Origin of the sequence: Sphingobacterium spiritivorum ATCC 33861, assembly GCF_000143765.1 — a bacterium.
Taxonomy (GTDB): Bacteria; Bacteroidota; Bacteroidia; order Sphingobacteriales; family Sphingobacteriaceae; genus Sphingobacterium; species Sphingobacterium spiritivorum.
In genome coordinates this window covers 101476-124463 of sequence record NZ_GL379776.1, presented here as the reverse complement: position 1 = coordinate 124463, position 22988 = coordinate 101476, and the positions used below count along the sequence as shown (strand labels likewise).

General features: G+C 40.4%; 14 protein-coding genes. 10 read left to right on the top strand and 4 right to left on the bottom strand.

What is annotated here, in order from left to right; translation table 11 throughout:
• Positions 1 to 82: 82 nt before the first annotated feature.
• On the bottom strand, positions 83 to 1036 hold the full coding sequence (locus tag HMPREF0766_RS19545) for an acetyl-CoA carboxylase carboxyltransferase subunit alpha (protein WP_003001311.1): 954 nt from the start codon (positions 1034 to 1036) through the stop codon (positions 83 to 85).
• A gap of 204 nt (positions 1037 to 1240) precedes the next feature.
• Between HMPREF0766_RS19545 and HMPREF0766_RS19540 the strand changes: the two genes are divergently transcribed.
• The 3 genes from HMPREF0766_RS19540 to HMPREF0766_RS19530 all read left to right on the top strand — a co-directional run bounded on the left by HMPREF0766_RS19540 (position 1241) and on the right by HMPREF0766_RS19530 (position 4824).
• Positions 1241 to 3391: a glucoamylase family protein gene (locus tag HMPREF0766_RS19540; RefSeq protein WP_003001308.1), complete on the top strand. Its 2151-nt coding sequence runs from the start codon at positions 1241 to 1243 to the stop codon at positions 3389 to 3391.
• Positions 3388 to 4218, top strand: coding sequence for a 4,5-DOPA-extradiol-dioxygenase (gene ygiD / locus HMPREF0766_RS19535; RefSeq protein WP_003001303.1), 831 nt, complete (start codon positions 3388 to 3390; stop codon positions 4216 to 4218). The genes HMPREF0766_RS19540 and ygiD overlap by 4 nt, the downstream gene beginning before the upstream one ends.
• Positions 4219 to 4302: 84 nt before the next feature.
• Positions 4303 to 4824 carry an OmpA family protein gene (locus HMPREF0766_RS19530; RefSeq protein ID WP_003001299.1) on the top strand — a complete coding sequence of 174 codons (522 nt, stop codon included), beginning with the start codon at positions 4303 to 4305 and terminating at the stop codon, positions 4822 to 4824.
• A 45-nt stretch (positions 4825 to 4869) separates the two neighbouring features.
• Here the strand turns inward: HMPREF0766_RS19530 and HMPREF0766_RS19525 are convergent, their stop codons facing one another.
• Positions 4870 to 5061, bottom strand: coding sequence for a PLDc N-terminal domain-containing protein (locus tag HMPREF0766_RS19525; RefSeq protein ID WP_236590654.1), 192 nt, complete (start codon positions 5059 to 5061; stop codon positions 4870 to 4872).
• A gap of 328 nt (positions 5062 to 5389) precedes the next feature.
• Between HMPREF0766_RS19525 and HMPREF0766_RS19520 the strand changes: the two genes are divergently transcribed.
• The 5 genes from HMPREF0766_RS19520 to HMPREF0766_RS19500 all read left to right on the top strand — a co-directional run bounded on the left by HMPREF0766_RS19520 (position 5390) and on the right by HMPREF0766_RS19500 (position 16039).
• Positions 5390 to 7348, top strand: coding sequence for a tetratricopeptide repeat-containing sensor histidine kinase (locus HMPREF0766_RS19520; protein ID WP_003001292.1), 1959 nt, complete (start codon positions 5390 to 5392; stop codon positions 7346 to 7348).
• Between the two features lie 247 nt (positions 7349 to 7595).
• Entirely contained in the window at positions 7596 to 12020 is a 4425-nt protein-coding gene (gene dnaE / locus HMPREF0766_RS19515; protein WP_003001289.1) for a DNA polymerase III subunit alpha, read from the top strand.
• 120 nt (positions 12021 to 12140) lie between these two features.
• Positions 12141 to 12458 carry a thioredoxin gene (trxA, locus tag HMPREF0766_RS19510; RefSeq protein ID WP_003001286.1) on the top strand — a complete coding sequence of 106 codons (318 nt, stop codon included), beginning with the start codon at positions 12141 to 12143 and terminating at the stop codon, positions 12456 to 12458.
• Between the two features lie 200 nt (positions 12459 to 12658).
• Complete coding sequence (locus HMPREF0766_RS19505; protein ID WP_003001282.1) at positions 12659 to 13972, top strand: ammonium transporter; 1314 nt, start codon at positions 12659 to 12661, stop codon at positions 13970 to 13972.
• 156 nt (positions 13973 to 14128) lie between these two features.
• Positions 14129 to 16039: an amidophosphoribosyltransferase gene (locus HMPREF0766_RS19500; protein ID WP_003001279.1), complete on the top strand. Its 1911-nt coding sequence runs from the start codon at positions 14129 to 14131 to the stop codon at positions 16037 to 16039.
• 81 nt (positions 16040 to 16120) lie between these two features.
• Here HMPREF0766_RS19500 and HMPREF0766_RS19495 read toward each other — a convergent pair whose 3' ends face one another.
• Positions 16121 to 16600: a GNAT family N-acetyltransferase gene (locus HMPREF0766_RS19495; protein WP_003001277.1), complete on the bottom strand. Its 480-nt coding sequence runs from the start codon at positions 16598 to 16600 to the stop codon at positions 16121 to 16123.
• Between the two features lie 63 nt (positions 16601 to 16663).
• Positions 16664 to 17671, bottom strand: a complete 1008-nt coding sequence (gene asnA, locus HMPREF0766_RS19490; RefSeq protein ID WP_003001274.1) for an aspartate--ammonia ligase — start codon at positions 17669 to 17671, stop codon at positions 16664 to 16666.
• Between the two features lie 472 nt (positions 17672 to 18143).
• On the opposite strand from asnA, the gene HMPREF0766_RS19485 reads away from it, so the two are divergent.
• Together HMPREF0766_RS19485 and HMPREF0766_RS19480 are read left to right on the top strand one after the other, a co-directional pair.
• Positions 18144 to 19784, top strand: a complete 1641-nt coding sequence (locus HMPREF0766_RS19485; protein ID WP_003001271.1) for a DUF6377 domain-containing protein — start codon at positions 18144 to 18146, stop codon at positions 19782 to 19784.
• Positions 19785 to 19996: 212 nt separating this feature from the next.
• Positions 19997 to 22981: a SusC/RagA family TonB-linked outer membrane protein gene (locus HMPREF0766_RS19480; RefSeq protein ID WP_003001269.1), complete on the top strand. Its 2985-nt coding sequence runs from the start codon at positions 19997 to 19999 to the stop codon at positions 22979 to 22981.
• The last annotated feature ends 7 nt before the right edge of the window (positions 22982 to 22988 follow it).

Below are 22988 nucleotides of genomic sequence, written 5' to 3'. Positions count from 1 at the left end.
ATGGTTTGGTAAAATTCTGAAGCAACTAAAAAAGCCGGTACATTACAATGTATCGGCTTTTTGTTTGTGTATGTAGTATCTGTTATTCTACGACGTAACCCATTTTACTGAATTTGTCGATTCTTTCCTGTACTAATACTTCAGCTGTCTTAGCTTTAAGTACCGCCAGATCAGAAAGGATTTTAGTTTTTACATTTTCAGCTGCAATAGCAGGTTCCTGATGTGCTCCGCCCAATGGTTCAGCAATAATGCCGTCAATCAGACCATTCCCAAGCATATCTTCAGCCGTTAATTTTAATGCTTCTGCCGCACGCTCCTTGTGATCCCAGCTTCTCCATAGAATAGATGAACAAGACTCCGGTGAAATGACCGAATACCAGGTGTTTTGAAGCATATATACGCGGTCACCTATACCAATACCTAATGCTCCGCCTGAAGCACCTTCGCCGATCACAATACAGATAACAGGTACTTTCAATACAGACATTTCAAGCAGGTTGCGGGCGATAGCTTCTCCCTGACCTCTTTCTTCTGCCTCTAAACCGGGATAAGCACCCATAGTATCGATAAGCGTAATAACCGGCTTATTGAATTTTTCTGCCATTTTCATCAGACGCAAGGCTTTGCGGTATCCCTCAGGGTTTGCCATTCCAAAGTTGCGGAACTGACGTTCTTTGGTGTTTTTTCCTTTTTGATGGCCGATAACCATTACAGCTTCACCGCCAATCGATGCAAATCCGCCGACTATAGCTTTATCATCCTTTACATTACGATCACCGTGCAGTTCGATAAACTCCTCACAAATCATCTCGATATAATCGAATGTTTGAGGGCGCTCAGGATGACGTGACATCTGTACTTTCTGCCAGCCAGTCATATTATTATAGATCTGCAGTTTGGTTTCTTCCAGTTTTGCTTCCAGATCCTGAATAGTCGCACTCATGTCGACCTTAGTCTTTTCAGCTACCTGATTGACTTTCTCTATCTGTGTTTGCAGATCTGCAATAGGTTTTTCAAAATCAAAAGTTGTTTCCATGTACTTTTATGAAAAATTAGAGGGCTAAGGTAAGGGTATTTTTAGGTATTTTAAAATTTTAGTAGACATTCCTCTGACACGCCATATGAATTTCATTTGTTATTTTTGTATCATCCAAAGTAACATTCATGTTTTTGTTAGCATCTATACTATTTGGTTTATTTTACTGCTATGATTAAATATTACTATTTCATAATAACCTGCATGTTGCTGGTATCTAATGCATTGAAAGCGGATACTTATCCGGAGGTTGTATTCGATAATAGTCTTGTGGGAGGGAGTTATGCAAAGAGTTTAGTGCGTTATTCAGGTAGTAGCTGGGTCGAGAATGTACGTAATCATCTGTTGGTGTCGGACACACTTTTTTTTACTCCCGGTAACGCTTTGTCTCTGAAATACCACAGTTCTGCAACCGGAAGCTGGGAAGCAGATATCTTATATAGCCGCCAAAAGTTTTTTTATCAGGTTTCTAAAAAGGATGTTTTGGTATTTAAAATGTATGTACAGACTGCATTTACCAAAATTGAGGAATTGCCGGATGTTATTCTTAAACAGGGGTTTAAACAAAGTGAACCTGTTTCATTGGCACACTTTATTGATGATTTTGAACCCAATATGTGGGTCAATGTAGAAATTCCGGTAGATAAGATTAAGGGATTTGAAGAAGGTGCTATACGGTCTGTAAGTTTTGTGCAGAGAAATGCTTCTAACAAGACGCATCATATCCTGTTGGATCAGATTGAATTTTTACCAAAAAATCCATCCAGCGTTAAATTGTCATCACCTGCAATCTTATCGGAAGCAAAAGCCTATGACAAACAAGTGCTGCTGAGCTGGCAATTGCCGCTGACACCTAGTATACGCTATATCAAGATTTATCGTTCCACAGATAAAGAGAATTTTGAACCTGTAGCGATCCGCCCGATTCAGATGCAAAGCTGTCTGGATCGCGTTCCAGAAATAGACAAGACCTATTATTACAAGATCGCATGGGTAGATTATGATTATATTGAATCTCCTTTTTCTGCCATTAAAGAGGTGAAAACAAAGAAGTTGTCGGATGAGGAGCTGCTTAACGTCGTGCAGGCTGCACATATAAATTATTTCCTGGAAAATTTTGACTTTAACAGTGGTATGTATATGCCGTATCGCCGGAAGGATAAAGCAATTGTATCCGTAAGAGAATCGGGGTATGCTGCACTGGCCTTAATTGTCGGAGCAGAAAGAAAATTTGTGAACAGGAATGTTGTATTGGCACGTTTCACAAAAATGGTGAACTTTCTGAAGAAAGTACAACACAAAGACGGTGTTTTTCCGGAATACTTCGACGGAAGAACCGGTTTGCCGGAGTACAGACAACATATACCCAAATATAGTCTGACGGCAACGACAGCCATGATGGAAGCTTTACTTATTGCCAGACAATACTTCTTCAAAGAAGATGTAGCTGAAGAAAAAGCTCTTCGCGAGAATATTACAGCATTATGGGAGCGGATTGACTGGAAAGTATTCTCTTCAGGAGAACATAATAATGTGCTGTGGGATAGCTGGTCTCCGGTAGACAGCACCAGAAGATCACATATATTAGGTGGTTTTAACAGCAGTCTCAATACCTATTTACTGGCGATATCATCTCCTACACACCCAGTTTCTATGGATGCCTATACATTTGGTTTTAGCAATGTCCATGTACACAGTAATCAATTGCCGACCTATTTTTCAAGATTCGTAGTTGGAGATACTTCCCCATTGGACTCGGTGTCGGTAGAGGAAAATGCATCAGATACTTCACAGACGCTATGGTCAAGATCCATTATCCGGGATACCGTAGAATATGGTCTGCAGACCAAAGTGCCCGATATAGGAGTTCCGCTTGTAGATGTATATCGTATGTTCTATACAATAGATCCCAGAGATAAAAAAGATTCCTTACTCGATTACAATAAAGAGGTTCGGAATATGATCCGTATTGCCAAAAGAAGAGATAATGAAATGGGCGTAGGAACGGCGTTTTCGGATGTATGGGGATATTATAAGGTAAAAGATACGGTTTCCCTAACACGTATTAACCCCGCAGTTGGGCCTTCAGCATTATTTATCGACAAAGAGATCGGTATGAAAGCAATGAAAACGCTGTACGAGAAATATGCTGACATTCTGTTTACGGAATATGGATTCCGGGCATGGTTAGACCTGAAGGACAATGATGTGTCTGATGAATATCTGGCTGTCAATCAGGCTACCGTAGCTATTATGATTGAAAATTCCCGTTCAGGATTAATATGGGAGTTATACAAGGAAATACCGGAGATTAAGCTAGTGACAGATAAATTGTTTAAGACGAAGAAAAAATGATAAGTGGATTAAAGGATCTGAAAAACCTTTCGGATAGTCTCCGGACGCAGTCTAAGTTAATGCCTGTACTTTTTGTCGGTCACGGTTCCCCGATGAACGGGATCGAGGACAATGAATTCTCCGGAAACTGGAGCAATATGGCGAAAGAAATCCCGCAGCCTCAGGCTGTATTAGTCATCTCGGCACACTGGTATACCGATAGCACAAAAGTGACGGCTATGGAAAAACCAAAAACCATTCATGACTTTTATGGATTTCCGAAAGAACTGTTTGCTGTAACATATCCTGCTCCCGGAAGTCCTAAACTGGCCATGGAGACAAAATCGCTGATTTCGCATACACAGGTTGAACTGGATCATGACTGGGGACTGGATCACGGAACCTGGACAGTGGTCAGATATATGTATCCGGATGCACAGATTCCCGTGTTACAACTGAGTATTGATTACCGGCAACATCCGTCCTGGCATTATGAGCTCGGTAAAGAACTACTGGCTTTGCGTAAAAAAGGAGTGTTGATTATAGGCAGCGGAAATATGGTGCATAATCTTCGCATGGTTTCCTGGGATATGATTCACGGGGGTGGATACGACTGGGCGTACCAGATGAACGATACATTCAAAAAACTGATTGAAAGTAAAGAACACCAGAAACTGATTCGATATGACGAACTTGGTTCAGGAGCAATGCTTGCGATCCCTACTCCGGAGCATTATCTGCCTATGCTGTACAGCTTATCTTTACAGCAATCCAATGAAGATGTGTCATTTTTTAACGATAAGCTGGTTGGGGGCTCTTTGAATATGACTTCTCTTAAAATCTCGTAATAAACAGGAATTAATTGAGGAATTACGCTATTTTTGCTATATTTATCGAACAAAATCATAAAATTCAAAAGAATTAATCATTTCATGAAGCAATTAAACATATTTACGCTGATTTTATTTTGTGCTGTTACCTTATTCTCCTGTAAGCAACAGGCGCTCACTGTTAATCCCGGTGCAGTACTTTCAAAAGACGGTACAGATGACGGGTTGAAAAACGTCAAGGAAGAATTTAAAGATGCTTCCAGAACAGAAGAGGGAATCAAATTTTCGTTGTCATCTGACTTTTTATTCCCGACTAACTCTTCTTACCTGACAGATAAATCCAAAGGTGAACTGAGTAAACTTGCCAAATTACTGAAAGATAATTCTAAAACAAAAATCCGTGTAGACGGACATACCGATGCAACTGGTACACCGGAATATAATCTATGGTTGTCTGATAAAAGAGCAGTTTCCGTTAAGAAGTTCTTAGTAGACTCCGGAATTTCCGAAAGCCGTATTACCACTAAAGGTATCGGACAGGCAAAACCTGTAGCTGATAACAAAACTCCGGAAGGCCGTCAGATGAACAGACGTGTAGAAGTCGTATTACTGAATCAGAAGTAGTAAGGAAAGATATAAATCTAAGGGCAGTTGAAAAACTGCCCTTTTTTATTTTGCAGTGAACTGATCTTTGATTAAAGGATATTTATGTCTTAACGAAAATAGATAGACACATGACCCTATAACAGGCAGGAAGAATACCAGTACAATCATTAAGATTTTATCGCCGCTATCCGTGAATTGTCTTTTAAGGATGTCAATTAATGATATAATAATCAGAATAGTTGGAATAAAACACATGAAGATTAGCATTAAAATGAGAATCAACTCCTGCGTTCCGATATTAAAAAAAAGTAAGTTCATAAGGTCAAAAATTGTTATGTATAAATGTAGTAAAAAACAATCTTTTTAAGAAAAAATATTTTAACATATACTGCTATATAAACACCGAGCAAGCAATCTGGAAATGTATTGTTTTTCAAGAAGCGCCGGGAATTAGTAATAATATAAAGTAAGAGCGTTATATTCGCTATCAAAATAAAACTGTTCTGATCAGGAATTTGAAACCTTTCAGAAGAGGAATAAACAACTTAAACCATCAGTTTTCAACTGTTGTAACAATTGATCTATGAAGCGACTACTTCTTTTCGTTATACTATTGCTCCAATATTCCTATTCTGTTGCGCAGGATAACAAAAATAAAATCTACACCGATAGTCTGTCAAAAGTGTTGCAAACAGCAGCTAATGATAGTATTAAAGCCCGTTCCGCATACCTGCTTTCTAATCATTGGATCAAACAGAAAGATACCTTGCAGTCTTTGAGATACCTTGATAAAGGCAGGCAACTCAGCGGTAAGAACAGTTATCTGAATGCACTCTATGCTTTTTATAAAGGCAGTTATTTGTTCATAAAAGATGGTGAGACGCAGGAATGCATGAATTGGTATAAGCAGGCAGCTCTCTTATTTGCTAAGCACAAAAGCAAAGAAAGCTATGAGTTTCAGGTCAAAAGCTGGCATAATTATGCCATGATGCTGGATCATAAAGACAACAAAAAAGGGATGGTAGAAATACTGATCCAAAAAGCCATTCCTGCAGCAGAACTGGCTGAAGATCATGAATGGGTGGCGCGCTCGTACGGTAATATAGGAATGGCATTTGCAAATACAGCTACCTATGATAAGGCTATAGAATATTATGAAAAGAGTATCCGGTATTATGAACAGCATAATCTTTCAAAGGATAGATATGCCATCGTATTGTTAGATCTTGCACGGGTATATGTGGAATCAAAAAATGCGGACAAGGCCACGTCTTATATCCGCAAAGCGGAAACCATACTGCGTACTATACCTAAATCTGTGGCGCACCTGATATTGGGAGAAACGGCTTCTATGTACTACCAGCATAAAAAGGACTATACTAAAGCAGAAGGATATATCAAACAGGCAATAGCAGTTGCTACTGAACTGAATATGCCCTATGAACTGAATAGCCTGAGGTACCAATACTTTAATGTCTATTTTAATCAGAAAAAATTTCCGCTTGCGCTGAAAGAGTTATATACTGTAATGGAAAATATGCCGTTTGAAATGGCAAATAACCGGCAGCAAATCGCCTTGGATCTTTCCGATACTTATAAGGAAATGGGCGACTACAAAAATGCGCTTACCTGGATGAAAAACCACGCAGCATTAAAGGACAGTATTTATGAAGAAAACACAAAGAAAGAGATAGCTGATCTTGAAATTAAATTTAAAACTGCTGAAAAGGAGAAAAAAATAGTGCAATTGGAGGCTGAAAAGCAGCAAACACTGTTACAACAAAAGAATCAGGTGTTATTTAGCTGGATATTAGGTATAGGAGCCTGTTTGTTACTTTGTGTCCTCTTCGTATTTATATATTTATACAAGCAACACAAGAAACAGGCGCAACAGCAGCTTAGCATACTGAAGCAGCAGCAGGAACTGAAATTTGCGCAGGCTATGCTGGCCGGAGAAGAACAGGAGCGAAGCCGGCTTGCGCGTGATCTGCACGATGGTCTCGGAGGCGCATTGGTAGGAATTAAATATAAACTTGCGGCAGAGGCCGAAACAACTAATATTAATGATATACGAACGCAACTGGATAACAGTATCAGCGAGCTAAGGGATATTGCCCGGAATATGATGCCCGAAACATTAGTTCGTTCCGGACTTACAGTTGCTTTGGAGGATTTGTGTACATCTTTACGCCGTGAAGGTCTGGTTATTGAGTTACAGTGTGATGAGATAAAAAATGATATTCCTGCTGGCGTGCAATCCAATATATACAGGATTATTCAGGAATTACTGAACAATGCTATTCGTCATGGTAATGCGACAAGGATCATTGTACAATGTTTCCGGAATGAAGAGGGATTTCTCATTACAGTAGAAGATAACGGAAAAGGATTTGATGCCAGTCAGACAGAGAAGCAAGGGAAAGGTATCGGCTTGCAGAATGTAAGAATGCGGGCTTCTTATATGAAAGGAAATGTAGACATCAGCTCTGTTGCAGGTGAAGGGACGAGTGTCAACATAGAACTGTTATTTGATAAGGTGTAAGTAATTGTTTTTCAATTTGTTTTCTTATTGAAGCTTCCTCGGATATGGCTTGCTGTGTGCTGTGCCTTTGTTTCTGAGCTGTTGAGTCCTTATTTATAATTTATTGTAGATTAACAGGATAAAAGATATCCCATTTTTAAAGTGCGATGACTGGAAATCTTTAGTAATTTTGTAACTTCATGGAAGCTTTGAACGGCATATTTTATGACGCTCATGTCGCAGTAAGAAAAGGATAAGGAAGGACGATATGTATATAATTTTTGATACGGAAACTACAGGTTTACCTAAAAGATGGGATGCACCGATTACGGATACCGATAACTGGCCCAGATGTATACAAATTGCATGGCAGCTTCATGATGATATGGGGAATATGGTGGAGCATGCAGATTTTCTCATCGCACCGGATGGCTTTAATATTCCTTATGACTCTGAGAAGATACACGGTATATCTACAGAGTTAGCGCAGGAGCGCGGTATCCCTATTCAGGAAGCACTCGTCAGGTTCAATGAAGCATTGGCAAAAGCCAAATTTGTCGTCGGACAGAATATTGGCTTTGACTTAAATATTATGGGGTGTGAATTCTACCGTTACGGAGTAGAATCACCTATGGCTGGGATGCCTGTGCTGGATACCTGTACTGAAGTAACTGCTGAGTTGCTGAAACTTCCCGGTGGACGTGGAGGCCGGTATAAACTTCCTAATCTGACGGAGTTACACACTTATCTTTTTGGAGTACCTTTTGCTGAAGCACACAATGCAACTGCCGATGTGGAAGCAACGACTCGTTGTTTTCTTGAACTAGTACGTCTTGAAGTCTTTACATTAGATCAGCTTCAACAGGATACCGGATATTTTGTTGAGTTTAAAACACAGAATCCCGGACCAATAGAAACGGTAGGTCTCCAACACCTGAATCTGAAAAAGGCTTCAGATGAGATCAGATCCCGTCAGCAAACTTCAGGAGCAGATGAAGTTGTCATTGATCAGGAAGCTGCGGCTGCCCTGGATGATGCTGTATTTGCGCATTTACATAATCACTCCCAATTTTCCGTTTTACAATCCACGATCTCTATAGGAGGTCTGGTTGATGCCGCTGTTAAAAATAAAATGCCCGCAGTAGCCCTGACTGATCATGGAAATATGATGGGGGCTTTCCATTTTGTGAGCCGTGTACTCGGTCACAATAAAGATGCGGAAACAAAAAATCAGGAACTTATAGATAATGGTGAAGCACCTACAGAGACTATAGTAAAACCTATAGTAGGATGTGAGTTCTTTATCTGCGAGGATCACCTCGATAAGAGCCGGAAAGATAACGGTTATCAGGTTGTCTTCCTGGCTAAAAATAAAAATGGCTATCACAATCTGGCAAAAATGTCATCGGTAGCGTATACAAAAGGATTCTATTATGTGCCGCGTATTGACAAAAAGGTTGTAGAGCAGTACAAAGAAGATATTATTGTCCTTTCGGGTAACTTGCAGGGGGAAATTCCGAATAAGATACTCAACATCGGAGAGAATCAGGCGGAAGAAGCATTGATCTGGTGGAAAGAACAGTTTGGGGAAGACTTCTATATCGAAGTCATGCGCCACGGACAGGAAGATGAAAACCGTGTCAATGAAACATTGGTTTCGCTGGCGCGCAGACATGGGGTAAAAGTCATCGGAACAAACAATACTTACTATGTTAATAAAGCAGATGCTCATGCTCACGATATTTTACTTTGTGTAAAAGACGGAGAGAAGCTCTCTACGCCAAAAGGAAGAGGACGTGGTTTCCGTTTTGGATTGCCCAATCAGGAATATTACTTTAAATCTGCTTCTGAAATGAAGAAGGTGTTTGCCGATCTTCCGGAAGCCATTGTTAATATTCAGGAGATTATTGATAAAGTAGAGATCTTCAAACTCAACAGAGATGTTTTGCTTCCTAAGTTTGAGATTCCTGAACAGTTTCAGGTACAGGAAGATAATGAAGATGGGGGTAAAAGAGGCGAGAACAAGTATCTCGCTCATCTTACCTATGTAGGTGCGGAGAAGCGATATGCCGAGATTACGGATGATATTCGTGAGCGATTGGATTTCGAACTTGCGACTATTGAAAAGACAGGATATCCCGGATATTTTCTTATTGTGCAGGATTTTATTGCCGAAGCCCGCAATATGGGGGTTTCTGTAGGCCCCGGACGTGGATCTGCTGCCGGATCTGCGGTTGCTTACTGTCTGGGTATTACAAATATTGACCCGATTCAGTACGATCTGCTTTTTGAGCGTTTCCTTAATCCCGATCGTGTATCCATGCCCGATATTGATATTGACTTTGATGATGAAGGCCGTGGAAAGGTTATGCAGTATGTAATTGATAAGTACGGTGCTTCGCAGGTCGCGCAGATCATTACCTATGGTACAATGGCTGCCAAATCTTCGATTAAGGATACAGCCAGGGTATTGGATCTGCCGTTGTCTGATGCCAATGAAATAGCGAAACTGATTCCTAATCTCAAGCTCAGCAAGATTTTCAATATGGACGAAAAGGCATTGAAAGAGGCCCTTCGGGCCGAAGAACTCGAAGCTGTCCATAAGCTCATTTCGCTTGCTGATGGTGCCGGACTTGAAGCGGAGACAATCAAGCAGGCAAGGGTACTGGAAGGTTCTATGCGGAACACAGGTATCCACGCCTGTGGAGTTATTATTACTCCGGACGATATAACCAATTTCGTCCCTGTATCATTAGCTAAAGACTCCGACCTTTATGTCACGCAGTTTGATAACTCCGTGGTGGAAAGTGCGGGTCTCCTGAAGATGGACTTTTTAGGGTTAAAGACACTTACGCTGATTAAAGATACTGTTGCAAATGTCAAACTGAGGCATAATCTGGATCTGGACCCGGACAATTTCCCGATAGATGATCAGTTAACATATGAATTATTCCAGCGTGGTGAGACGATAGGTGTATTCCAGTACGAGTCGCCCGGTATGCAGAAGCATATGAAGGATCTTAAGCCAACAGTATTTGCCGATCTTATTGCGATGAATGCCCTTTATCGTCCGGGCCCGATGGAATATATCCCAAGCTTTATCAAACGTAAACACGGAATAGAGCCGATTGTATACGATCTGGATGCCTGTGAAGAGTACCTGAAAGAAACATATGGTATTACGGTATATCAGGAACAGGTAATGCTCTTGTCCCAGAAACTTGCCGGATTCTCAAAAGGTGATGCCGACGTATTGCGTAAGGCCATGGGTAAGAAACAAAAGGCTGTACTTGATAAGATGAAGCCCAAGTTTGTGTCACAGGCTGTAGAGAAAGGACATAATGCCAAAGTGCTGGAAAAGATATGGACCGACTGGGAAGCTTTTGCGAGTTATGCCTTCAATAAATCACATTCCACCTGCTATGCATGGGTGGCTTATCAGACAGCATACCTCAAAGCACATTTCCCTGCTGAATATATGGCGGCTGTACTGTCCAATAATATGAATGACATCAAACAGGTGACATTTTTTATGGAGGAATGCCGGAGAATGGGGCTGGAAGTATTAGGGCCGGATGTAAATGAATCACATTACAAGTTTACTGTAAATGATAGGGGGGCTATTCGTTTTGGAATGGGAGCCGTCAAAGGAGTAGGAGCAGGTGCTGTAGATACGATTGTACAGACGCGTGAGGGTAATCCTTATAAATCAGTATTTGATATGGCCAAAAGGATAGATCTTCGTGCTGCTAACAAAAAAGCGTTCGAAAGTCTGGCCTACGCCGGAGGATTTGATAGTTTCAAGGAGACACACCGTGCTCAGTATTTTCATGTGGACGGAGATAATTCTACCGGACTTGAAAAGGCGGTCAGGTTCGGTCAGCGTCACAAAGAAAATGAAAGCTCAGCGCAGGCGAGCCTGTTTGGAGGAGGTGGAAGCGCTGAGCTTCCGGAACCTGTACTGGCGCCGTGTCCGCAGTGGGGACTTATTGAAAAACTCAAGTATGAGAAAGATGTGATCGGTATCTACCTGACCAGTCATCCGCTCGACAACTATAAATTTGAGATCAAACATTTCTGCCAGAACAACGTAAGTGAGCTGCAGCTGATCAACAAAGTCAAGGCTTCAGAAGTGGAAGAGGATGTATTGCTGGAGTTCAATAAGATCAAAAATAAAGAAGTTATTATCGGAGGGATAATTGCAGCGGCAAATCATCGTGTTTCCAAGAATGGCAAACCCTTTGGTATCTTGGTTATAGAAGACTATTCGGATTCATTTGAAATGATGGTCTTCGGTGAGGATTATGTTAAATTTAAGGGCTATCTGCAGGAAGGATATTTTGTGCAGATCAGGGGATTGGTTCAGGAAAGATTCAGGCAGGTCGGAAACTGGGGTTTTGAACTGAAAAATATTCAGTTGTTATCGGATCTTAGGGAGAAGCTGGCGAAAAGTTTTACCGTGCAGGTACCTTTACAGGTTGTTAATTCTGAATTTGTACAGTTTATGAAGAACTTAATAGACGGTACACGGGTAGAAGGGCAGGATGCCAATTGTCAGTTGAAATTCAAAATTGTGGATGTACAGGAAGGCTTCAATATAGAGATGCCGGCGAAAACTATAAAAATTAACCTCACAAACGAATTTTTGGATGGGATAGAGCAGTTTGAAGGTGTTAATTATAGATTGAATTGATACAGCATAGTTATTATTTAACCCCTTGATGACTAAAATTCAGATGACGTTGTTTATCTTTGTTAGAGATTAAAGAGATAACCCATAATGATGTAAATCATTGTTTAAAAAAAAATAATTATGGCTTTAGAAATTACAGACAGCAATTTTGAAGAATTGGTATTAAAATCAGATAAACCAGTATTGGTAGATTTTTGGGCAGAATGGTGTGGTCCTTGCCGCATGGTTGGTCCGGTGGTAGAAGAGATCGCTAAAGAATATGAAGGTAAAGCTGTTGTGGGAAAAGTTGATGTGGACAGCAATCCTGAAATTTCAGTTCGTTTTGGTATCCGTAACATTCCTGCACTATTGTTCTTCAAAAACGGCGAGATCGTTGATAAACAAGTCGGAGCAGTGCCAAAATCAGTATTGACAGAAAAACTTAACAAACAGTTCTAAGAAATAGAAGGTTTTTAACCTCAGAAAGGAGATGATCATAGATCATCTCCTTTTTTTTATTGCCAATTTTATCTTTATTGATGGTTTTTGTTTTGAATATGATTGTATTTTTAAATATTTTTTGAAATAAATACACTTTTTTTATTGATTTTTTAATGAATTAATATATTTTTGAGCAATTATAAAGCGTAATATTAAATATGAAAAGTAAAAAGTCTGTTTTTCCGCTGATTTTTATGGTGGGAGTTTTGATTTTAGCTCTGATTTTTCCTTCAGTTCCTGTTAGTGGTGGTGATTTTGAATATTCAGGTTCGGATACTGCCTGGATGTTGACATCTACGGCTCTGGTTCTAATTATGACTCCGGGTTTAGCTTATTTTTATGGAGGAATGGTGAAAAAGAAGAATGTAATCTCCACGATGTTGCAGAGTTTTATTTGTATGGCAGTAGTGGCTGTGATATGGGTTGTATTTGGTTTTAGTCTGGTGTTTGGTACCTCCATTGGCGGTATTATAGGAGATCCACGTACCTATTTTATGTTTGAGCATGTAATAGGAGGTAAGCCCTGGCCGGGGGCACCAACCATTCCGTTTACCTTGTTTGCAATGTATCAGCTCAAGTTTGCAATTATTACACCAGCATTGATAACGGGTGCTGTGGCCGAACGTATACGTTTTACTTCCTATATCCTCTTTATCTGTCTGTTTTTTATTTTTATTTATGCTCCGCTTGCGCATGCTACCTGGCATCCGGATGGCGTACTTTTCAAGCTTGGCGTATTGGATTTTGCCGGTGGTACAGTTGTGCATATGTCTGCGGGACTGACAGCTTTGGCAGCAGCGATCTATCTTAAACAGGGTAAAGATTTTCATGCCCATAATCCGGCGCGTATTACATATGTGATGCTGGGCACGGGGATGTTATGGTTCGGATGGTTTGGATTCAATGCCGGTTCAGCTTTCGGAGCAAATGCATTAGCTGCTACAGCGCTGGCGACTACTTCTGCAGCTTCAGGTGCTGCGGCATTGATGTGGATATTTTTTGATGCAGCAAGAGGAATTAAACCATCTGCTATGGGGACTTGTATCGGTGCAGTAGTAGGATTGGTTGCTATTACCCCTGCTGCAGGGTTTGTGACTGTACCACACTCCCTGATTATTGGTGCTGTAGCCGCACTCATCAGCCGGATGGTCGTAGACTGGAGAACCAAATCGCGTGTGGATGATACGCTTGATGTATTTCCATGTCACGGATTAGGAGGTATGGTGGGTATGCTGCTAACCGGAATCTTTGCTACTAAAGCGATAAACGGAGCAGTAGAGCATGACGGATTATTTTTCGGGGAGACTACGCTTTTTGTGGCGCATGTGATAGGTTTGGTAGGAGCGACTCTTTTTACACTGATACTGGCTTTTGTACTTTTAAAACTGACAGACCTGATCTCTCCGTTGCGCGTGAGTGAAGAAGAAGAAGAAATCGGACTTGATCTTTCTCAGCATAATGAGAAATTATGATATATCTCACTACTAATTTCCCCAATCCCCTGTAAATCATCCGATATACAGGGGTATTTTGTGTAGTATAAGAAATGACATTGCGGAAACTTTAGAAAGACTTTTTATGAAAAATTTTCTTAAATAATATGTAACTTTGCGTCATCAAATCAAGCTATGAGTGACGCTATAAAACACGAGTGCGGAATTGCACTTATTCGATTGTTAAAACCCCTCTCTTATTATCAGGAAAAATACGGTACGCCCTATTACGGGATTAATAAGCTGTATCTATTAATGGAAAAACAGCACAATCGCGGACAGGATGGTGCTGGTATTGCGACGATCAAATTTGATACGCAACCTGGTAACCGTTACATCAGCCGTTATAGAGCAATGGGTTCATCAGCCGTTGCAGATATCTTTGAATACGTTCAAAAGAAATTTGCCGCTGTTCAGAAGGCATATCCTAAAGAATCGAAAGATACAACCTGGCTGAAAGAACATGTAAGCTTTACCGGTGAAGTGCTATTGGGACATTTGAGATATGGAACTCACGGAAAAAACAGTATTGAAAGCTGTCATCCTTTTCTTAGACAAAATAACTGGATGAGCCGTAATCTGGTTGTAGCCGGAAATTTTAATATGACAAATGTGGATGAGTTGCTGCAACAACTGTATGAGTTGGGACAACATCCAAAGGAAAAAGCGGATACAGTAACCGTGCTGGAAAAAATCGGACACTTCCTGGACGATGAAAATCAGGAGTTATTTGATAAATTTAAAAAAGAAGACTACTCTAATGTGGAAATCAGTTCACTGATCGCCAAGAATCTGGATGTAGCCAAAATATTAACCCGCTCTGCTAAAACCTGGGACGGCGGATATACGATTGCCGGTATATTTGGTCACGGTGATGCTTTTGTCATGCGTGATCCGGCAGGTATCAGACCGGCATTCTATTATCAGGATGAAGAAATCCTTGTTGTTGCTTCAGAAAGACCGGTAATACAGACTGCTTTCAATGTTCCTATCGGAAGTGTTAAAGAAATCAAACCCGGGCATGCGCTCATTGCTAAGAAGGATGGTACTGTCACGGAAGAGATGTTCCGCCAGCCGGTTGAGAAAAAATCATGTTCATTTGAACGTATCTACTTTTCCCGTGGTTCTGACGCAGATATTTACAAGGAACGTAAAGAATTGGGACGTCTTCTGACTCCGCTTGTACTGGAATCTATAAATTATGATATCAAAAATACAGTATTCTCTTTTATTCCTAATACTGCTGAAGTTTCATACTATGGTATGACTGAAGGTGTAAATGCATACGTGCGAGATCTTCAGAAACAGGCTTTATTAAACCGGGAGGATAAAATTTCGGATATAGAGCTGGAAGAAGTACTGAGTATGGCGCCACGTTTTGAAAAGTTAAATGTAAAGGATGCGAAATTAAGAACGTTTATAACACAAGATGCCGACCGTACTGATATGGTACAACATGTGTATGATACCACTTATGGTATCGTCAGAGATGATAAAGATACTATTGTAGCTATTGACGATTCTATCGTAAGAGGAACGACATTAAAACAAAGTATTCTGACGATCCTGGATCGTTTGAATCCGAAAAAGATTGTTATCGTTTCTTCTGCACCACAGATCCGTTACCCTGATTGTTATGGTATCGATATGTCACGTATGGGAGAGTTTGTGGCGTTCGAAGCGGCTATTAACCTGTTGAAGCAGCGCGGACTGGCACATATTATTGATGAAGTTTATCAGAAGTGTGTAGCTTCTCTGACAAAAGATAAAGAAGAAATTGAGAATTATGTAAAGGCAATCTATGCGCCGTTTACAAATGAAGAAATCTCAGCTGAAATTGCGAAGATCATCAAACCTCACCATTTGAAAGCAGATGTAGAAGTTATCTTCCAGACATTGGATAACCTGCATACAGCTATCCCCGATCATAAAGGAGACTGGTATTTCTCAGGAGATTATCCTACCCCTGGAGGAAACAAAGTTGTAAATAAAGCTTTTATGAACTGGGTAGAAGGTAAAAATGTAAGAGCCTATTTCAGTAACTAAGGTAATATAAGAATCCATCAAAAAGGTCTTATGCACTGCATGCATAAGACCTTTTTTGTATAATGCTGAAAACCTATCCTTTTAAGGCTGTTTTTGATCCGTCCCGGGATCGTATCGCATGCTGTAAAGATCATAACCCGGCGCCCAGTAATCTTTAGCTATTTTTGTAAGTATAAATCCGTTCTTTTCATAAAACTTATAAACCAGTTGAGAGGTACGGACGGTTATTTTCTGAATGTGATGTGTATGCTGTAATTCATTGATCCGGTATTTAAGTAATGCACTGCCTATGGCTTGCCCCTGGAAATCCGGATGGAGAATATCCCAGCTGATTTTGCCGACAGTTTTATCTTCAGCGAAGTTGATACCTCCGCATCCGATAATTACCCCATCAGATTCAACAACATAATAGTGATCTATTTCATGTTGAAGGTAATGTATCAGATCGGCTTCCTCTTCAGAAGAAAAATATTCAGGTGTATTGAGACGAAGTAGCCCGATGATCTGAGCATGATCATCTGCTTCGAATTCTCTGATGGTAAATGCTGTTTTTTCGGTCATTCGTATTTAGTATATATGGACAGCAGGTCTGATCAGCTCAGACCTGCTGTTTGTAGCTTTCGACTAGAGAATATTGATTCCCTGAATTCTGAGATTTTCTTTTTCCTGCTCATCCCAGATACTAACCTGTACTTCACCTATATGTGCTTTTTTAAGCATAAACATACAGACTCTGGATTGGCCTATTCCTCCGCCTATGGACTCCGGAAGATGTCCGTCAAGGAGCATTTTATGAAAAGTAAGAGATGCTCTTTCGGTATTATTGCGGATTTCGAGCTGATATTGCAATGCCTTTTTGTCTACGCGTATACCCATAGATGAAAGTTCAAATGCGCTGTTGAGAACGGGGTTCCAGACAAGAATATCTCCATTCAGGCCGTTGTAACCGTTTTCATTTACACTGCTCCAATCATCATAATCTGCAGCGCGTCCGTCATGTGCTTTACCATTGCTTAGTTCGCCACCGATACCGTACAGGAATACAGCACCAAATTCTTTAGTTATTGCATTTTCTCTTTCTTTTGGAGTGAATGAAGGATATTTCTGCAATAGTTCTTCTGATGAGATAAAAGTGATTGTATCCGGTAAAATAGCTTTAATCGCGGGATATTGTTTTTCGACCTGATGTTCAGTGAATTTTAAAGATTCATAAATTCTCAGAACAGTCTCTTTAAGGTAATTCAGATTACGTTGTTCAGGCAAAATTACTTTTTCCCAATCCCACTGATCAACGTAGATAGAATGAATAGGAGTGTAATCTTCGTCCGGACGTAAGGCACGCATATCTGTAAGAATACCTTCTCCGGCATGCATGTCCAGTTCACGGAGACGTAGTCTTTTCCATTTTGCCAGCGAATGCACGACGACAGCCAGACGTTCTTCCAATGCTTTGATCGGGAAGGCAACAGGGCGCTCTATGCCGTTCAGATCATCATTGATACCTGTACCGTCCAGTACCACCAGCGGTGAGGAAATCGGTATTAAATTTAAATTGTGTTTTAACTGTTGTGAAAAAGTGTCTTTTACAAAACTAATAGCCACTTCTGTTCTCAGTAGTTCTCTTCCTTCCATGAAGTATATTTTTATTAAAAATGCCTTTTCTCAAAAAAAAGACATTCGATTGTGGATTTATCTCCAGATCATAATGTAGATTGCATGCAAACCTAAGTTTTACTTTGTTCCGCTTATGATGTGAAACCTCATATTATTACGTTAACAAAAATACTATAATTTAATTCAAATGGAAGTTTTGTTGATAATATTATTTTAATGCTGTTGTATTGTTGATTAATTTTTAACGAGAAGCTTGATTTTTATGATACTTCCTTATTGACTTAATAAAACCAAACTCCGTGTAAAATCCCTATCTTTGAATATATTTATATTGCATTTCAGCGTGTTTTTCACTGATACAGTATATTTATAAGGTATGAAGCCCTGAGATTCAGGATTGTATATCGAAAAGGATGCGATTTCGTGTCAGTACCATATCGTAAATACACACAGACCCATTTATTGAGTAACCAAAAAGATTAATCCCTTAATGCGTATTGTATATTTCTTTTTTGCAATAATGTTTTTGTTTTCTGCAGATGTTTTTGGACAGCAGAATCTTTTGCCATATTCGGATGTAGAGAAAAAACTGGATGATCTGATCCTGCGTCAACATTATTTTGTGAAAAAGAGAGAGGATATGATTGCTGGTCTGAAGCAGCAGGCTGCATTGGTTAAACGCGAACCAGGAAAATATTTTGACGCTAATTACCGGATTTATGAAGGCTATAGAAAGTTTCAGTCGGATTCAGCGATTGCTTATGTATTGAAGTGTCAGACATTAGCCCATGAATTGAAAGACGATGCATTGCGAATCCGTGTAGCTCTTGACCTTGCGGCATTGTATTCTACTGTAGGCCGTTATATCGAATCAAAGAAATTGTTGGAGAATATTGATCGGAATAAACTTGATCCGAAGTTTTTACCTTCGTATTACGAGACATACAGCTCTTTTTACAGCCATTACGGTCAAAGTAATAATATGAGTACCTATTATCAGCAAAGTGAATTGTACAGAGATTCCTTGCTTTCAGTTCTTGACCGCTCTTCTGAACAGTATGCCATAGTACAGGCAACCCAGACGTTGTTTAAAGGAGACAGAAATGCAGCTGAAGGGATGTTGCTGAAGTTATTAGATACCTATCAGAATGATCTGGAAAACAAAGCGATGACAGCCTATTTTTTGGGATTGATATATCAGCAAAATAATGATATCCCAAAGAAAAAATATTATTATGCAGTATCAGCCTGTGCAGATATAGAACATGCTACTCGGGATAATGCTTCCTTACAGGATCTGGCATTGAGTTATTATGAACAGGGAGATTTTGATCGCGCATTTAAGCTCATCGAGAAAGCTATAGATGATGCGATGGTTTCGAATGTAAGATACCGTGTTATTGAAGGTACATCATTCTATCCTTTGATCAATGCTGCTTACCAGCAGCGTATTGAACAACAGAAAAAAGTTCTTTTAATATATCTCATTCTTATCAGTGTATTATCTGTCGTGCTGATTGCAGGTATTGTATATCTGTACAGGCAGATGAGCCATTTGGCTAAGACCCGGAAAGCATTATCCGAGACAAACGAAAGATTAAAGGACTTAAATGAAGATCTTTCCCTGGTCAATATGAACCTGTCTGAATCTAATCATATCAAAGAGGAGTATATCGCCCGTTTTTTTGATATGTGCTCTTCTTATATAGATAAGATGGAAGATCTCCGGAAGTCTGTACTCAAACAAGCCTCCAATAATCAGATCAAACCACTGATCGAACAGTTGAAATCTACCAGAATGGTGGAACATGAGGTGGAAGAATTGTATAAAAACTTTGATCGTATTTTTCTCAATCTTTATCCTGCCTTTATTCAGGATTTTAATAGTCTGTTACTTGCCGAAGAACAGATATGGCCTAAGAAAGGAGAGCTGCTGAATACAGAACTCCGTATATTTGCGCTGATCCGGCTAGGAATAACGGATAGTGTCAAGATCGCAGGTTTTCTGCGGTATTCCCTTCGTACCGTCTACAATTACCGCACGAAAGTACGAAACAAGGCTGCGGTAGAACGGGCTGATTTCGAAGATATCGTTCGTCAAATAGGCCTTAAAGTGCGGAATAATCATTAATTGCTTCTTAAACAGGTACTTTTTACAATGTATTTATTTTGGTAATCATCTTATTATCAATTAGTTGTTTTTAATTATAAGTACTTTTTCACTATGTGCCCTTAAAAGCAGGGGCTCGCTTTTATAACTTTGGTCAATATCGCGGTCGGCTCTTTATGCGGATCGTATGAGGAATAATAACCAATCAAATAAATCATCAATTTCAAAACATTATGAAGCTTTTTATCCAAAAAAGTAAATGGTTCATCTATCTGTTTCCGATGCTCCTGTTGATACTATGTCAGTCTGTGTTATTTGCACAGGAAAGTATCACGGTCAGAGGAACCATAACTGATGCACAAACGAAGGAGGTGCTGGCGGGGGTGTCTGTTGTACAGAAGGGGACTTCCAACGGTACATTGACAGGTCAGGACGGACGGTATGAACTTAAGGTGCCCCGTAATGCCGTACTTGTAGTGACGTATGTCGGTTACAGTCCGCAGAGTATTACGGCAACTACATCTTCACATTCTGTAGCATTGCAGTCTGCCATGAATGAGCTGGAAGATGTCATCGTTATCGGCTATGGTACCGCTAAACGTAAAGATGTCACCACGGCCATTTCTTCTGTATCGACAAAGGATCTGGATCAGCGGCCGATTGTGAATGTAGGTCAGGCCATTCAGGGGAAAGCGGCCGGTGTATCGGTGATACAACCCAACGGTACTCCGGGAGCAGAAATGTCAATCCGGGTGCGCGGGACAACTTCTTTTAATGGTAGTAATGATCCGTTATATGTAGTCGATGGGGTGCCGGTAGATAATATACGTTTTCTTTCGGCCAACGATATTGCCGGTATGCAGATTTTGAAAGATGCTTCTTCCGCTGCGATCTATGGATCCAGAGCGGCCAATGGTGTAATTCTGATATCGACCAAGTCTGGTGTAGCAGGCGAAGCAAAAATAGATCTCAATGCACAGCTTACTCATAATGTGGTGGCCAACTCATTCGATGTACTTAATACGGATCAATATCGTGAATTACAGAATGAAATCGGTTTGGTTTCTTTGCCGGCAAATCTAAAAGATCAGACAGACTGGTTCAAGGAAGCTTACAAAACAGGTAAGTTGCAGAATTATCAGCTATCCATTTCGGACGGTACAGAAAAACTGAAATACTTCCTTTCGGCAGGTTATGTCGATGAAAAAGGAGTTTTAAATGCAGCTTTTTTTAAACGATATAATTTCAGAGCTAATATTAATAATCAGGTGCGTAAGTGGTTAAATGTAAGTGCTAACGTAAACTACTCGGATTATTCTAATAATGGCATTTCTACAGGTACAGGTGCTAATCGGGGCGGTGTGGTATTGTCTGTCATCAATACGCCTACCTATGCGCCGATCTGGAATCCGGAAAATCCGGCACAGTATTATAATAATTTTTACGGGATAGGGAACATTACAAGTCCGCTGGAGAATCTGGCCAGAAGTGCTAATAATAAAGATAAGGAAAACCGTCTTTTGGCCAGTGGAAGTGCGTTGATCACTTTTCTGCCCGAACTGACCTTTAAGTCTTCCTTTACACTGGATAGAAGAAATGCGGTAAATACCAGATTTCTGGATCCTATCGCTACAGCATGGGGACGCAATCAGTTTGGAGAAGGGGCGGACTTGCGGAATATGAATACAGTTCTTACATGGGATAATGTCCTGACCTATAACAAGAGTTTCGGAAAACATAATATAGAATCTATGTTGGGGAGCTCATGGACAGATTCTAAGTATACCAATAGTTACATTTATGGCTCTCACTACCGTAATGATCTGATCCAGACACTGAATGCTGCAAATAAAATATCCTGGAATAATACAGGATCGGGTGCTTCTGCTTGGACAATCATGTCTTACTTTGCACGAGTCATGTACAACTTTGACAGTAAATATCTGGTCACTGCAAACGTGCGTGCAGACGGATCATCTAAGATACATCCGGACAATCGTTGGGGGATATTTCCGTCCGTATCTGCTGCATGGAGACTGTCTGCAGAGGATTTTTTGTCTGATACCGAATGGCTGAATGATCTTAAAATCCGCGGAGGATGGGGAGAGACCGGAAATCAATCGGGAATAGGAGACTACGCTTATTTGCAACGCTATGATATTGGCCGGATCGAATGGTTCAAGGAAGGTCAGCAAAATGCTCTTCCTACCATATCTCAGGCTAATCTGCGTACTCCCGATCTGAAATGGGAAACAACAAGGCAGTCTAATGTAGGAGTGGATCTGTCCGTATTAAACGGTCGTTTTAATGTCGCGCTGGATTACTATTACAAGCATACCCGAGATATGTTGATGTATCTGGTACTTCCGGCAGGCTCAGCAGCAGTGGGTAATATTGCCCGCAATGAAGGGGAAATGATCAATAAAGGATTTGAAGCTACTGTAGGGAGTAAGAATCTGACGGGTGACCTGAAATGGGAAACGGATTTTAATATCTCGTTTAACCGTAACCGCTTAGAGAACCTGGAAATGCAGAAAATCTATAATGATGCTGTTACAAGTGGTGTTGTGAATGAGGCTGTTGTGCGGAATGAACCAGGCCGTCCGATGGGTGGTTTTTATGGATATATCAGCGATGGTGTAAATCCTGAAACCGGAGAACTGATGTATCGGGATCTCAATAGTGACGGCAGATTATCCCCTTCGGATCGAACCTATATCGGAGATCCTAATCCGAAGTTTACTTATGGAATGACGAACAATTTTTCATGGAAGAATATAGACCTGAGCATTTTTATACAAGGGTCTTATGGAAATGATATTTACAATGCCAGCCGTATAGAGACTGAAGGAATGTATGATGGTAAGAATCAGACAACACGTGTGCTGGACAGATGGCAAGTACCCGGACAGATCACAGATGTGCCTAAAGCCGGATTTAATATCAAAAACTCTACATACTTCGTAGAAGACGGCAGTTATCTGCGTCTTAAGAATATCTCGCTTGGTTATAATATTACATCAGAATCGCTCAAACGTATCGGTATTCGCAAGTTGCAGCCCTATGTATCGGCAAGTAATCTGTTGACGTGGACAAATTACACGGGGATGGATCCGGAAGTAAATCAATGGGGAAATAACGGAGCAGTACAGGGAATTGACTGGGGAACCTACCCGCACAGTCGTTCATTTGTAATCGGATTAAATGTTGGATTTTAATAGTTAA